This is a genomic window from Paenibacillus kribbensis, assembly GCF_002240415.1.
Lineage (GTDB): Bacteria > Bacillota > Bacilli > Paenibacillales > Paenibacillaceae > Paenibacillus > Paenibacillus kribbensis.
The window spans coordinates 4312741-4327787 of sequence record NZ_CP020028.1 but is presented as its reverse complement, the minus strand read 5'-3'; the positions used below and the strand labels follow the sequence as shown (position 1 = coordinate 4327787).

Sequence of the window (15047 nt, the reverse complement as noted above, 5' to 3'; positions counted from 1 at the left end):
CCGCTGTTATAATCAGGGGGGTACCAGCAAGTCCCTTTTTTAGTTTGGTTAAAATGTAATTTATGTCCTTGACAAACGTCATAAACTCTGACATTACCCCGAAAATGTTTTCCTGAAACGGTAGATATATTATAAAAAGTACCAAATTTTTTTGAATGTAACCGTTTACGTTAGAGTTTATGTCTTGTTATTTATTTTTGGATTGGTTATGATTTTTTTATAGTGCACAAACAAACCCAATACGCCCATCGTCCCTTCAAAACACAGAATAGGGTGACAGGATGAAGTTGAAGAAGTCAGCAGAAGACAAAATGATTTTTTTGTACCGTTATGTATCACTATCTTTAACGTCACTTGTTTTTCTGTTCGAACAATCCAGATTAATCGTGTGGCAGAAGCTATTATTGATTGTGTTTCTATTTTTATCAGTTACAGTATTTACTTGGATTTACCGAAAGTACAGACTTCATGATATGGTATTGAAATGCAGTATTGCGTTAGAAACCGCAGGGATCATTTTGTTGCTGTTCCCGACGGGAGGGATGGATAGTCCGTTCAAATGGTATGTCATTACCCCTATGCTGGTGGCTTGTGCCCACCTATCTATGAGGTATAGTTGGACCCTCCTCCTTTCTTATATCGGCTTGGTACTCACATTTTGTTATATCTTTTTTACACCAGGTCAATATTTTTTATGGGATCTTGTACTGCAGAACATCAATTTGTTTTTGGTACTGATCGTAACCACCATGGCAATGCAGGTTATCGGAGTCATGAAAGACGAACTGAAGGTGGCAAAGGAACAAGCCAACGAGACGATGGATCATATCAAGTCGATTTACCACATCATGGAGACGACCAGTCACAATGAAGCGTTGAATCTGGGGCAGGTGATCTCGGACTATACCGTTAAGCTGACGAAGCAGAGCCGTGCATTTTTCTGGCTGGATAGTCAGGAGGAGGATGCGCCGGAAAGCAGTCAGACAGGCTGGACGGTAGAGGAAGAGGAGCAGCTGTTCGAGGTGCTGGGGAATTATCGGGAGGAATTCAGGGAAGAGCGCGAGCCATTTTTCAAACACCTGCCGGAATGGGGGGATTTTCTGATGATCACAGTACCGATGACGACCCGTTTTGTGGCGACGATTGGTCTTCAACTGGGTCCGGATCAAAGTCTGACAGGAAGACGCTGGCTTGTGCAGCAACTGATTTTCTTGGCCGAGCTGAGTGCGGTGTTTCTGGAGCGCTACGAGTTGGAACGTGTTGAAAATCAGCTGATTGTAAGGAACGAGCAAAATCGGATTGCGAATGAGATGCATGATAATGTGTCACAAAGTCTGTTTGGTATTGTGTACGCAACGCATTCTCTCCGGCAAACCTGGTGTCATCAGCCTAAGGAGCAGGTGGAGGAGCAAATCGAGCTAATTCAGCAATCGGCCAACCAAGCGGTCAGGGAGCTGAAAGGGGCAATTCATAGCCTAAGCTCGAAAAAAAGCGGAGGCTCAACTTGGTTAGGGACGGTGAAAAGCCATCTGCATACGCTCTCCAAGCTGAACCATGTACAAATTGACTTTGATATTCATGGTGATCATTATTCTCTTCCGTACTTGTATCAAAAGGCTTTGTTCCGCATCATTTCCGAAGCAGCGGGGAACGCAATCCGGCATGGATTGGCCAAACGAATTGATGTGAAGTTAAAATTGACGCCCCAAGTGATTAGACTGTCTATTCATGACGACGGAGTAGGGTTTGAGACGGCGAGAATGGTAGCAGGAGGTGAGGTGGTCAGTGCAGGCGGGGGCCTGGGCATGATGAATATGGAATATTTAGCTCAATCGATGGGAGGCGAATTTGATATTTCTAGTCGAATCGGAGAGGGAACACAAATCCGATTGTCCATTCCGGTAAATGCTTATGAATAGGGTTTTGCAAAAATCCTTAAATAAGATGTGTGAACATCCTGCAATACAAAATCTGCGGTAACAATCGGATACATAGGGATTGTGCAAATCCTGAACTGTAGACAGGAGGCCGAATCATGAAAATTGTCATTGTCGATGATCATCCTTTGGTACGGAAAGGACTTGCTGCAGTTATATCCATGCAGCCCAATGTCCAGTTTGCGGGAGAGGCCCAGAATCAACAGGAAGCACTTGTAGTGATCGAGGAAACCGATCCGGACTTGGTGCTGCTAGATTTGAAGCTAGCGGACGAATCAGGTCTGGATATTATCAAGGTCGCGCGCGGGCGCGGGTTCAGAAGCAAATTTATTTTGCTGACCTCTTCTGCAACACGTGAAGATTTTCTGAAAGCGGAGGAAGCTTCCGTGGACGGCTATGTGCTTAAGGAGGCTTTGCCAGAGGAACTAATTTACGCGATTCACCTGGTCAACAAAGGACGCAAATATTATGATCCGGCTATTCTCGAAAACAAGCTGCGCGAGGATGCTGGCAATCTGACGGACGACCTGACACCGAAGGAAAAGGAAGTGTTGGTCGAACTGGGACAGGGCGCCTGCAACCGCGAAATTGCATCCCGGTTATTTATCAGTGAGTTTACTGTAAAAAAACATGTCAGTCAGATTCTGGCCAAGCTGCGGCTGGCAGATCGTACGCAGGCAGCGTTGTATGCCAATGCCATTGGTCTGGCGAAGTATGAGCCAACCAATATGATGATGCGCTGACACCATAAGCTGCGCTGCACTTCCGTGTGCGAATGTTGGAAAAGCCCCAAAATCACCGAATCCGGTGGTTTTGGGGCTTTTTTTCGATTTATTTTTCTGTAATCGACAAAGTATGGTACAAAAGTATACCATGCCGTAGCCAAAAGTATACAATCCCCTTCCCCTCTAGTGAGGGAGAAAGTGCCATTCGGTCCCATGCCGTTCACAGGGCCAATTGTTACAATAAAGTCATACTTAGAATAAGAAGAGAAATGGTATAGGAGGGAGGATTTTTGTGGAGAAAACCATTTTGGATTATCTGGTCCTGATCAAAAAAAGATTGTGGCTGATTGCGATTTTTGTCATCCTCTCATGCGTGACGACTTACATTGTGAGCAATATTGTCGTGAAGCCAGTCTATTCTGCTTCAAGCCAACTGCTGGTTAATCATATTTCCGGCAAGCAGGGAAGCAACAATCTGAATGACGTCAACACAAGTCTTAATTTGGTGGAAAGCTACAAGCAAATTCTCACTTCACCTAAAATTATGGAGGCTGTCGTAACGACTCATCCTGAGTTCGGTTTGACGCAGGAAAAGCTGGCAGAAAAGCTCCAGATTAAATCCTCGGATAAAAGTCAGGTTATCGGCTTGACGTTTGAGGCAGGTAGCTATCCACAAGCCGCAGCTGTTGTCAACGCGGTAGCCCAGAAATTCGTGCAGACGGTTCCTGGATTGATGGAATTGAATAATGTGAAAATTTTGAATGAAGCGGACCCACAGGCCAATCCTGACCCGATTAATGGAAATCCGCTCATGAATATTGCGATTAGTCTCCTCGTATCGCTGATGATTGCGCTGGGCACGATTGTGTTCCTGGAAAGCATTAACGGTACGCTGCGGTCGGAAAAAGAGGCAGATGCAGATATCGGCCTTCCGGTGATTGCATCTATACCGGTCATCCGCAAGAAGGACACCGACGGGGCCACCGGAAATTCTAAAGAACGAGTAGGGGAGCGTAAATATGCTGCGATTGAATGACATGTTGATTACAGAAAGCAATCCTTCATCGTATATCTCCGAATCATTTCGTTCCCTCCGTACATACATCCGGCAGCAGGTGATTGGACACAAGGACCGCGGAACGGTTCTACTGCTGACCTCGCCGGAAAGCGGAGCGGGCAAAACAACCCTGCTTGCCAATATCGGGGTCACTTTTGCACAAGAAGGCAAGAAAGTGGCTTTGGTGGATTGCAATCTGCACAAACCGGCGTTGCACGAGATATTCGGAATGGAGAATACCGGAGGTTTATCGGCTTATTTGCGCGGCGGCGCTTCTTCCAAATCGATCGTTAGACATGGTGGGCTGGAGCTATCAATTGTTCCCGGTGGAGACACCCTGTATAACGCAGCAGATCTGCTGGGCAGCGAACGCATGACAGAGCTGCTGGAAGAGCTAAAACGTGAATACGACATTATCCTGCTCGATTCGGCTCCGGCGTTGAACTACACGGATGCGCGCCTGGTTGCAGGCTTGACGGATGGTGTGATTCTCGTCGCTAAACACGGCCGAACCAAACGTGATGATCTACGCAAAACAAAGCAACTCATGGAGCAGGCCAGTGCAACACTGGTTGGAATTGTGATGAATCAGGTGAAGTAGCAACACCAAAATTCGATGAAGCAAGGAGAATGAGTGCGATGATGAAGAGAGTGAAAAAAGCCATTATTCCAGCAGCAGGGTTGGGTACACGCTTCCTCCCTGCGACAAAAGCGATGCCGAAGGAAATGCTTCCGATCATCAATAAGCCCACGATTCAATATATCGTTGAGGAAGCCATTGCTTCTGGTATTGAGGACATTATTATCGTTACAGGTAAAGGCAAGCGTGCGATTGAGGATCACTTTGACAACGCTTTTGAGCTGGAATCGAAGCTGCTGGAGGACGGCAAGCTGAAGCTTCTGGAGGAAGTACAGCGCTCTTCGGGAGTGGAAATTCACTACATTCGCCAGAAAGAACCTAAAGGTCTGGGGCATGCGGTATGGTGCGCAAGACGTTTTATCGGGGACGAGCCGTTCGGTGTATTGCTGGGCGATGATATCGTAACAGGTCAGAAGCCTTGCCTGCGTCAGCTGATGGATCAGTATGAGGAAACACAAAATTCCGTGATCGGCGTGCAGCGGGTTCCGATGGAATTCACGAACCGCTATGGCATCATTGAACCGGACCAGCAGGACGGACGTTTGTACCGAGTGAACAATTTTATAGAAAAACCGGCTCCAGGCACAGCTCCATCCGACTTGGCTATTATGGGTCGCTATGTGTTCTCGCCGAAAATTTTCAAATATCTCGATCTTCAGGAAAAAGGAGCTGGCGGTGAAATTCAGTTGACGGATGCAATCCAAAAGCTGAATCAGAGCGAGCGCGTGTACGCTTATGATTTTGAAGGTACACGTTATGACGTAGGTGAGCGCCTCGGATATATTCTAACCACACTTGAATTTGCACTCGCCAGCGATGATCTGAAGTATCCGGTTATGGAGGCCATGAATGAATGGTTAAAAAAGACCGAAAAAGCAACTACAGCAGGTTGAGAGGGGGTACGTCAGCATGAGCATGGAAAATTTACCGGAGGACGGCGAGGCTGTCATGTCAGGTAAAGCGTTTTACATGCCATACGGAAATACACAAATTCAGGATAAAACGTCTTACCTGGTCACAAAGCGTCTCCTTGATATGCTGCTGTCTTTCGTGGGTTTGATCGTCTTGCTTCCGCTTTTTGTGGTGGTGGGTGTGCTGATTAAGCTCGAAGATCCAAAGGGAAGCGTGTTTTTCAAGCAAATTCGGGTGGGCAAGAATGAGAAGTTATTCAACATGTATAAATTCCGTTCAATGGTGTCCAATGCCGAGGAGCTGAAAAACGATTTGATGGAGCTGAATGAAGTGAGCGGCGCCATGTTCAAAATTAAAAACGACCCTCGGATTACGAAGATCGGCAGCTTTTTGCGCAAGACGAGTATTGATGAGATTCCGCAGCTGTGGAACGTATTGGTCGGGGACATGACTTTAGTGGGTCCTCGCCCCCCACTGCCCAGCGAGGTTGAGCAATACTCCGATTATGACAAGCAACGCCTGATTGTAACACCGGGCTGTACCGGCTACTGGCAGGTGAGCGCACGTAACAGCGTTGGCTTCGATGAAATGGTGCAAATGGATTTGAAGTATATTCATGCTCGCAATACGTGGCTCGATCTTAAAATCATCATGAAAACAGGCGTTAAAATGCTGTTCTCCAAGGATGCTTACTGATGGATGCATTCAAGCGATGTCCCGCAGTGTCCGTCGTTATTTGCACCTATAACCGGGCGGACCTGCTGGAGAAAACGTTAATGTCCCTGTTGGAGCTGGAGGACCTTGCGCTGGCCGAGATCATTGTGGTCGATAACCGATCCACCGATCATACAGCGGCAACGATCAAAAGATTTAGTGTTGCACATGGTCAGGATATTCACCTCCGATATCATTATGAGCGCGAACAAGGGTTGTCTGCTGCTCGTAATGCAGGCATTACGTTATCGAGAGCAGACGTCATTGCTTTTCTGGATGATGATGCGATCCCGTGTGTTACATGGCTGCAAACGATTATGGCGGCCTTCGGGAACAATCCCGAGCTGACGGCAATGGGTGGAAAAATTGAGCCTATGTTTGAGGTGGAACGACCGGGGTGGCTAACAGGACCGCTTGAGCTTCCTTACACGATTATTGATCTGGGGTCAGCGGTCCGCGAATATCCGGTGGGACTGAATCCGTTTGGAGCCAACATGGCTATGCGCAAAACGGCCTTTGCTGCCGTCATGTTCCCGCTTCACTTGGGCAGAAAAGGAGATATCCTTTTGTCTGGTGAAGAGTCGTGGGTATTTGAGCAAATTCGTAAAAATGGTGGGACGATCATGTACCATCCTCACATGGCTGTGAAGCATTTTGTTCCGGCTACACGATTAACGAAGGAATGGATCATGAACCGCTACTACTGTCAGGGCATGTCTAACGCTGCACAGGCCGCTGGCTTGCTCGGCAACGTCATGCTGATGGCAAAGACGGCGGCCAAAGTATTATACATCACGGTGGATTCCCTGCTGGCACGTACTGAGGGCAGGAAGCTGTTGAACCGATGCAGGTTTGAAAGTATTCGTGGGACGCTGGATACATTGCGCAACCGGAAAAGCGAGTCAGCTGCGGGGTGAAAGATTGAACATGAGTAATTATCCTTGGACTTCCAGAATAAACACCATACAGCATGTTTTTATTTTTCTGCTGGGCGCTCTTGCTGTAGGAGTTGCGGCTACTTATCAGCCTGTAGTCAGTATTGCTGCGGTATGCTTGCTGCTTCTACTGGTCGTTTCGATCCACCACCCGGAGCGCATCAGCTATGCGGTTTTGCTAAGTACAGCAGTATCGGTAGATTCCCTGTATCAGGGCGGTGTGTTTGGTATTGAGATTTTGTCATTGTATAAATTGGGCATTTTGGCTCTGCTGGTGCCTTGCATGCTCGTATATGGCATTCGTCTCAAGTTCAGCTATCCGGTCTGGGCGTTGGTAATCATGCTGGGGATTACATTTGGATTTTCAGCATGGCTGCCTTTGCTAACGACCTCGATTGCAGTGAAGGCATTCGTCGGATTGTCACTCCCCTTCATTTTTCTATTGATTCAGTGGAAAAAGGATGTGGCGGATAAGCATATCCGGCTGATCAGTCTACTGCCGATCATCAGTGTGGTCATTGGATTGGGCCTGCAGACCGTAGGGCTGCATTCGTTTACCGATGTGGAATTTACGGGCGCGGTGAGAATACAAGGAGCGAACATACCGCCGCATCTGGCGATGCTCTCCTTTCTCGGAATTGCCGTCTCTCTGATTGAGATCAAGCGCAAGCCGAAGCAAGCTGCCTTTTATTACACTGTACTGGCATTGAATTTTCTAATCTTGATCGCCACCGGTACACGTGGACCGATTCTGGCATTGCTGTTGATGTTTGCTGTGTATCTGTTTGATATTGCCCGTCAGTACCTCAAAGGTAGAGTCAATTATTTGCTACCGCTGGCCGGATCGTTTTTGGTTGCTCTGGGGGCGGTGGCCCTGCAATGGAACAATTTAAAAAAACGCTCCTTCGAGCGGGAGACCGATACAGGCATTGACCTGTCGGGGCGCTCGGAGGCATGGGAATATTTTTTGAACAAAGTACATGATTACCCGTGGTCAGGCAGAGGGCTGGGTGCAGTAACGGTCGCGAACGACGGGACGCTATTCAATGGCTTTGTTGTACCGCATAACGAGTATATACGCTTTTATTTTGACACGGGATATATCGGCTGCGGGCTATTAATGCTTTCATTGCTGGTCGTGTTCGTTCTCATTTACCGGTCGCTTGCCAAATCGATCAAACCTTATTTTGCAAGCTTAATTGCGGGCTTTCTGATCTATTCGTTTTCAGATAACACGTTGTCGACGGTTCAGATGATTATTCCGTTTTGCTGGTATTTGAACACGTTATACCAGACGTCCACCCAAACCGATTTTTGCAAAGAGAAGTGATACGATGAGCAGAGTGAACATGTTCGATGTCAACTTTGATAATTACGATTTTAACGATTTACTCGAATTTATAGATACTTCTATTGTACATCAGCGTCATTCCTACATTTTGACCTGTAATGTCGATCATGTAATCAAGCTTCGCAAGGATGATGAATTCCGCAAGGTATATTCGGACGCAGGAGCTGTAGTGGCCGATGGAATGCCTATCATATGGGCGTCCAAGTTGCTGAAAAAGCCTCTCAAGCAAAAGGTGTCGGGATCAGATTTGTTCACCCGGCTGGGAGAGGCATTTGAGGATCGAGGCTATCGACTGTTTTTTCTGGGTGCGGCTGACGGTATACCGGAGAAGGCCATGCGCAACCTCCAGGAATCGTATCCGAATATGAATGTGGTGGGCTGCTACTCTCCTTCCTATGGCTTTGAGAAAAATGAGGAAGAGAACAGACACATTGTCCGCTTGCTTCAAGAGGCTCGCCCAGACATTGTTTTTGTTGGCGTAGGCGCACCCAAACAGGAAAAATGGATTTACAGATATTATGAGACTTACCGCGCTCCGATTTCGATTGGGGTGGGGGCAACCTTTGATTTTCTGTCTGGAAATGTGAAGAGGGCACCGAAGCTGATGCAGAAGACGGGATTTGAATGGTTTTGGCGGTTGTCTCAGGAGCCCAAACGCTTGTGGAAAAGATATTTGATTGAGGATTCACAGTTTCTTGTGCTGCTGTTTAAGGAAATGTTCAAGCAGGAGCGGATGAAGGGAGGTCAGGGGTGAGAAATATGAGTCGGTTGGCAGATCAGCAGATTTCCATTTGGTTGGGAAATCGGCGTGGAATCGGCATGATCGGCGTGGGGTTGCTGGCTTGCATGCTGCCACTCGCCATTGGATTTGTCAGCGCCAAGCTGAATCCCACCACGAGCCAACAGGGAGCCATATTGCTAGCGCTCGTTTTTCCGGCCTTCCTGCTGGCGATTTTTCAATCGCGGCTGCTGATTCCCTACACATTGCTGGTGTGGGCAGTGGGCCCGGAAATCCGTCGTATTGCAGACTGGCTGGAAGGGACGTATCACTCGGTTTCCTTGTTGAGCTTGGCACCACTGCTGGTGAGCAGCATGTTGATTATTCCCGTGCTGCGAGGCATTCATGAGGCGGAAAAACCTCTGACCCGGATTGCTGTGTTCTTTGGCATAGAATTGGGCTACGGAAGTGTCGTCGGGTTGTTCAAAAATGGCATTGTTTTTGCTTATGATTTAGCCAACTATGTCATCCCTTTGCTCCTGCTGCCTTATCTTGCGATTAAGCCCATGAAGGCGAAGGAGTTGGACCGACTGCTGTATTCATATGCCAATATTGCTGTGCTTGTAGCGATTTACGGCATTATTCAGTATTTGACGGTCCCTCCCTGGGATGCCTTCTGGATGAATCATGTAGAAATGAATTCCATTGGCTTACCGGAGCCGCTTCAAATTAGAGTTTTCTCTTCCATGAACTCGCCCGGTCCCTGCGCTATTTTCCTGGCGATGGCCCTTGTACCAATGCTGATGGAAAAACGGTGGCGCGGCACTTTGGGATGGATTGGCATCCTGCTGACGGTTGTGTGTCTCCTGATCACGCTGGTACGCTCGGCCTGGCTGATTGCATTCGTCATGTTGCTGGCCTACATTCTCAGTTCATCCTCCAAGGGGAAATGGAAGACCTTGTTTCAACTGGCTATTGTCGGTCTTCTTCTCTATATGATTGTTCCCAAACTCCCGGGAGCAGAGGGACTGGTGGCCCGCATGCAGACATTGACGGATATTCAACAGGATCATTCGTATAATGAGCGCCTGGATTTGCTGAATACGATGATTCCGGCGGTTGTGGGCAATCCGGTCGGGCAGGGGATCGGGAGTGTAGGAATTGGAACCAAGCTGGATAACGGCGGCGATCTTGGCGAACTTGGAATTATGGATAATGGCTATATTGCCATTTTCCTCACCTTCGGTATTTTCGGAGCATTCTTTTTCTTCGGTGGCCTGTTCGTTATCATCAAGCGCCTCCTTGTCCGTATTGCCGAGCGAGATTCCACTCAGCCTTACATCAGACTGGCGCTGGCTACGTGGGCTGGAGCTGTAGCCAGTCTGATATCAGATAACGGTTTTCCTGGTATGCGCGGCTATCTGATCTGGATGATGATCGGAATAGGACTGTGGGCGAAAGATGTCATCGCGGAAAGAAGGTAAAGGCTGTGCAAAACTTACAAACATTATCCGCACCTGTCCGGACACTATGGTCTACGGTGATTCGCTTTGCCAAAAGCAAGGATAATAGCTCGGCAGCAGTAAAAACGATGATATTCAGCATGCTGATTCTCGTCGTGAATATGCTGACTGGCGTGCTGACGGCCCGATTCCTGGGTCCTACCGGACGCGGGGAACAGACCGCCATGGTGAACTGGTCCCAGTTTCTCGCCTTCTGCATGAGCTTCGGTGTACCGTCTGCCTTGATCTACAATGCGAAAAAAAAACCGGAGGAAACGGGCAAGCTGTATGGACTCGCCTTGCTGCTGGCTACGATATTCGGTGGCCTGGCGACACTCGTCGGAGTATTTCTGATTCCTTATTGGCTGCGCTCCTTTTCCTCATCGGTCATACTGTTTGCGCAATGCTCCATGATGATGTGTCCGCTCATTGCGATTTCACAAATCAATAATGCATTGCTTCAAGTTCGATCGGAATACAAGCAGTACAATTTGTTTCGTTATCTCGTACCGCTGAGTACGCTGCTTGGTCTGGTGATCCTGATTCTTACGGGTCATATAAGCCCGTACACCTCAGCACTGGCCTATTTGCTGCCAGGCTTGCCGATTTATATCGGTGTGACGATTCGAATGATTCGGCTGTACAAACCAAAGATAAAGAACAGCTGGACACAATTCAAAAATCTCTTTACCTACGGTATGGGATCATACGGCAACGATCTGATGGGGCAGGTTTCTACCTATATTGATCAGATTCTGATTGCAGGCCTGCTCAGACCGGCTGATCTTGGTTTATATGCGGTAGCAGTCAGCCTGGCCCGAATGGTGAATGTATTTTCAACCTCGATTATTGTCGTGCTCTTCCCCAAAGCCTCCGGGCTGAATAAGGAGGACGCGGTGGCAATCACGTTTCGGGTATTTCGCGTGACTTCGACGGTAACCGTTTTGGCCGCGGTAATGCTGACGCTGATTGCTCCGTTGGTATTTACATTGTTATATGGTCCAGAGTTTAAGCAAGCACTTACGGTATTCCGGTTTCTGGTGCTTGAGGTTGCTATCAGTGGAGGGACCATGGTATTGGCACAACAATTTATGGCGCTGGGCAAGCCCAAGCTGGTGACCATTTTACAGGGTGTCGGATTGGCGCTCGTTATTCCATTGTTGTCCATACTTGTTCCAAAATACGGTTTGACGGGTGCAGGGATAGCGATGCTGTCCTCGGGGATTCTACGGTTCGTTTTCATTTTATGCAATGTTAAATTCGTTCTGAAAATGAAAATTCCAAGACTGGTTATTTCCAAACAAGATTTCCAATGGCTCCGATCAACAATGGCACACTACATCCGGAAAAAGCCAGTTAACGGTTAGATAAAGAAGGAGGCACCCGCTAATGAACCACATGTCTAGCGTTCCCGCGGACAATCGGATATCCGTAGTTATTATCGCTCAGGATGACGGCATCCGCATCTCGGCTGCCATTGAATCCTGCAAGCCCTTTGCGGACGATATCGTCGTCATTGACGGAGGGAGCAAGGACAATACGATTCAGGTAGCTGAATCATTGGGCTGTCGGGTGTTTTCCAACCCGTGGCCGGGCTATGCAAAGCAGCGCATGTTTGGTGTCGATAAAGCGGAATTTGATTGGATTTTCCTGATTGATACGGACGAGGTGGTGGATGCAGAGCTGCTTGGAGATTTACTGAAGGTGAAGGAAACACTCCATGATCCGGCCAAAGCATATTCCGTGTTTCGGATTGGCGATTTTCTCGGCAAATGGATGAACAAAGGCGAATACCTCGTTCGTCTGTACAATCGGCGTATTTATGGCATTACGAACAGTCTTGTTCATGAAATGCCGGATGTAGCTTCTTCCCAGATTGTCAATCTGGACGGGGTGCTATGGCATTACGGCTTCCGCAGCATCAGCGATCATATGACACGTTTTAACAAATATACGGATCTTGAAGCAGAGACGGCATTTAACAAAGGCAAATCCTTTCGGATTACCAGACTGCTGCTGCGGCCCCCTGCCCGCTTTGTCCAGAAGTATTTTGTTCAGGGCTTATACCGCAAGGGGGTGGCAGGCTTTGCCGTAGCGGTCTTCTGGGTGATGTATGAGTTTCTCGTCTGCTTCAAGCATTATGAGCTGACCAAGCGGCGAAAAAAGTTAAAGATTGTGGATGATGGACAGACCGATCAGAAAGGAGAAACCAGCTATGTCGTACAATAACGGTTTTCGGATTGCGGCAACGGGTCTTAGCTGGCCGTCCCTGCAGCCAGGGGGGCTAAACACATATTTCAAATCCATCTGTGAGCAGCTGACGGCAGAGCGCAATACGCTGGATGCTTTGATCTGTACTGACGAGCAGCCGCAGGCGCCCGAGCGTATCCGAATTCATTCGATTGGGAGCAAGCAGCAATCCATTTGGAAGCGTAGAGATCTCATGCAAAAATATGCAGCAGAGCTGTTCGACAAGCAACCGGTGGATGTGCTGTATTCCCATTTTGCCCCCTATGGTGTCGGACCGGCGCTGGAGGCGAAAAAACGCGGGATTCCCGTCGTTACTACCTTTCACGGCCCGTGGACAGAGGAAATGAAGATCGAAGGGCAGGGCCTCAAGCATCTGCTGAAAACGACAATGGCTAGATCCATTGAGATGAAGGCCTATGGTTTGGCGGACAAATTTATAGTGCTGAGCGAGACCTTTCGGGATATTTTGCATGAGCACTATAAGGTTCCGCTTAGCAAAATCCATATCATTCCCGGCGCGGCGAATGTAGAAAGGTTCCATCCGGCAGAGAATCGGGGAGCCGTGCGGGAACGGCTGAATTTGCCACAAGATGCGACGATTGTGCTGACCGTCCGTCGTCTTGTTAACCGAATGGGACTGCTGCAGCTACTTCGAGCATGGCGACGGGTAACCGAGCGTCATCCTGATCATCTGCTGCTGATTGGGGGGAAGGGCCCCTTGATGGAGGAACTGGCTTCCAAGGTGGCGGAATACAACCTTCAGAACCATGTTCGGCTGCTCGGTTATGTGTCGGATGAGGAGCTTCCGCTGTATCATCAGGCTTCAAATCTATTCGTTGTGCCGACACAGGCACTGGAGGGTTTCGGTCTGATCACGGTGGAGGCGATGGCTTCAGGGCTGCCGGTGTTGGCTACTCCTGTGGGCGGCAACAAGGAGATTTTAAGAGGATTCCGACCCGAGCTATTGTTCCAGGGAACAGACAGTGAGGCCATCGCTCAGGGACTCCTGCGTGCGCTGGATCATCCTGAGCTTCTTCCGAACGCAAGGGAGTGCCGGGAGCACGTTCTGAGCAAATATACGTGGGGACATGTAGCGGAGCAGGTGGAAGATGTGTTCCGGCAGGTTCTTGACAGAAAGGCGGCGGCGAAATGATGAGAGTGGCTTATATTGACCATACGGCAAGATGGAGCGGCGGTGAGGTCGCGTTGTATAACATCCTGACGAATATCGGGGAACATATCGACCCGCTTGTCATTTTGGCGGAAGAGGGCGATTTGGCGGATCGGCTCAGGCAGCGTGATATCGACGTGCGTATCGTTCCACTGGACGATTCGATTCGTAATCGGGGGCGGAACGCCGTGAATCTGGGTGCGCCTGCGGCAGCCTATCGATTGCTGGCTTACGGCAGAAAACTTGCGCCCTTGCTCCGCGAGGAAAAGGTTGTGTGTGTTCACACCAACTCGCTCAAGTCCGCGCTGTATGGTGCAGTAGCTGCCAAGTCGGCAAAGCTTCCGCTGATCTGGCACATCCGTGACCACATTGGTCCGCCTTACCTGAAGCCAATCGTAGCCAAAGGCATTCGGCTGATGTCGCGTTTCTTGCCCAATGGGGTCATAGCCAATTCCAAATCCACGCTGAGTGCGCTGGAGCTGCCCCCGGACAAAAAGACGCTCGTCGTCTACTCCGCTTTTGCCAAAGCCATCACGGCTCGTGATGCGTCTGCAAATCCACGGACCGATGACTCGTTTAATGTCGTACTGGTCGGCAGACTGGCGGAATGGAAGGGGCAGCATATTTTGCTGGAAGCAGCCCGCTCCTTTTTACCGGATAAGCGGGTGAAATTCTGGCTGGCCGGGGACGCATTGTTCGGTGAAGAGGAATATAAGAGCCGCTTGGAATCCACGATGCGCGAATACGGGCTGGATAACGTCAATCTGCTGGGACATGTCGATGACATTCAAGGCCTGATGCAGCGCTGTGATTTGCTGATCCACACCTCTATTACGCCGGAACCATTCGGCCAGGTCATTATTGAGGGCATGGCGGCAGGGCTGCCGGTGATTGCCTCAAATGAGGGTGGACCGAAGGAAACTGTAGTGCCGGGCGAAACCGGACTGCTCATTGAACCGGGCGACCCGGCCAAGCTGGAGACGGCCATCCGCTGGATGCTGGAACATCCGCAGGAGCGTCAGCACATGGGTGAGAAAGGGATGGAACGAGTCAAGCAGCATTTTGTCATCGAGAACACGGTTAAGGATATAGTTCATTACTATAAGGGTTTGTTGGCAGGAGTCTGACCGACATT

General features: G+C 49.0%; 14 protein-coding genes. All 14 read left to right on the top strand.

All coding sequences use genetic code 11. The annotated features are described in order from the left end of the window. The first annotated feature begins 281 nt into the window (after window positions 1–281). The gene (locus B4V02_RS19310; RefSeq protein WP_043890814.1) at window positions 282–1919 is read left to right on the top strand and encodes a sensor histidine kinase; all 1638 of its coding nucleotides are present in this window, start codon (window positions 282–284) and stop codon (window positions 1917–1919) included. 116 nt (window positions 1920–2035) lie between these two features. Next, on the top strand, window positions 2036–2680 hold the full coding sequence (locus B4V02_RS19305; RefSeq protein WP_007429194.1) for a response regulator: 645 nt from the start codon (window positions 2036–2038) through the stop codon (window positions 2678–2680). Window positions 2681–2954: 274 nt separating this feature from the next. Then, window positions 2955–3698, top strand: a complete 744-nt coding sequence (locus tag B4V02_RS19300) for a YveK family protein (RefSeq protein WP_094155997.1) — start codon at window positions 2955–2957, stop codon at window positions 3696–3698. After that, window positions 3682–4320, top strand: coding sequence for a CpsD/CapB family tyrosine-protein kinase (locus tag B4V02_RS19295; RefSeq protein ID WP_094155996.1), 639 nt, complete (start codon window positions 3682–3684; stop codon window positions 4318–4320). Before B4V02_RS19300 ends, B4V02_RS19295 begins: the two co-directional genes overlap by 17 nt. Before the next feature lie 41 nt (window positions 4321–4361). Continuing rightward, window positions 4362–5252 carry a UTP--glucose-1-phosphate uridylyltransferase GalU gene (gene galU, locus B4V02_RS19290; protein WP_176718123.1) on the top strand — a complete coding sequence of 297 codons (891 nt, stop codon included), beginning with the start codon at window positions 4362–4364 and terminating at the stop codon, window positions 5250–5252. Between the two features lie 16 nt (window positions 5253–5268). Further along, the gene (locus tag B4V02_RS19285) at window positions 5269–5967 is read left to right on the top strand and encodes a sugar transferase (protein WP_094155995.1); all 699 of its coding nucleotides are present in this window, start codon (window positions 5269–5271) and stop codon (window positions 5965–5967) included. Continuing rightward, on the top strand, window positions 5967–6902 hold the full coding sequence (locus B4V02_RS19280) for a glycosyltransferase (protein ID WP_094155994.1): 936 nt from the start codon (window positions 5967–5969) through the stop codon (window positions 6900–6902). Before B4V02_RS19285 ends, B4V02_RS19280 begins: the two co-directional genes overlap by 1 nt. A gap of 10 nt (window positions 6903–6912) precedes the next feature. After that, window positions 6913–8250: an O-antigen ligase family protein gene (locus tag B4V02_RS19275; protein WP_094155993.1), complete on the top strand. Its 1338-nt coding sequence runs from the start codon at window positions 6913–6915 to the stop codon at window positions 8248–8250. Window positions 8251–8254: 4 nt separating this feature from the next. After that, window positions 8255–9025 (top strand): WecB/TagA/CpsF family glycosyltransferase, encoded by a 771-nt coding sequence (locus B4V02_RS19270; RefSeq protein ID WP_007429201.1) that lies wholly within the window; start codon window positions 8255–8257, stop codon window positions 9023–9025. A gap of 5 nt (window positions 9026–9030) precedes the next feature. Beyond that, window positions 9031–10473, top strand: a complete 1443-nt coding sequence (locus B4V02_RS19265) for an O-antigen ligase family protein (protein ID WP_094157043.1) — start codon at window positions 9031–9033, stop codon at window positions 10471–10473. A gap of 5 nt (window positions 10474–10478) precedes the next feature. Then, entirely contained in the window at window positions 10479–11858 is a 1380-nt protein-coding gene (locus B4V02_RS19260; RefSeq protein ID WP_094155992.1) for a lipopolysaccharide biosynthesis protein, read from the top strand. A gap of 22 nt (window positions 11859–11880) precedes the next feature. Beyond that, complete coding sequence (locus tag B4V02_RS19255) at window positions 11881–12720, top strand: glycosyltransferase family 2 protein (protein WP_094155991.1); 840 nt, start codon at window positions 11881–11883, stop codon at window positions 12718–12720. Beyond that, window positions 12707–13894, top strand: coding sequence for a glycosyltransferase family 4 protein (locus tag B4V02_RS19250; RefSeq protein ID WP_094155990.1), 1188 nt, complete (start codon window positions 12707–12709; stop codon window positions 13892–13894). The genes B4V02_RS19255 and B4V02_RS19250 overlap by 14 nt, the downstream gene beginning before the upstream one ends. Continuing rightward, window positions 13891–15039 (top strand): glycosyltransferase family 4 protein, encoded by a 1149-nt coding sequence (locus B4V02_RS19245; protein WP_094155989.1) that lies wholly within the window; start codon window positions 13891–13893, stop codon window positions 15037–15039. Before B4V02_RS19250 ends, B4V02_RS19245 begins: the two co-directional genes overlap by 4 nt. The last annotated feature ends 8 nt before the right edge of the window (window positions 15040–15047 follow it).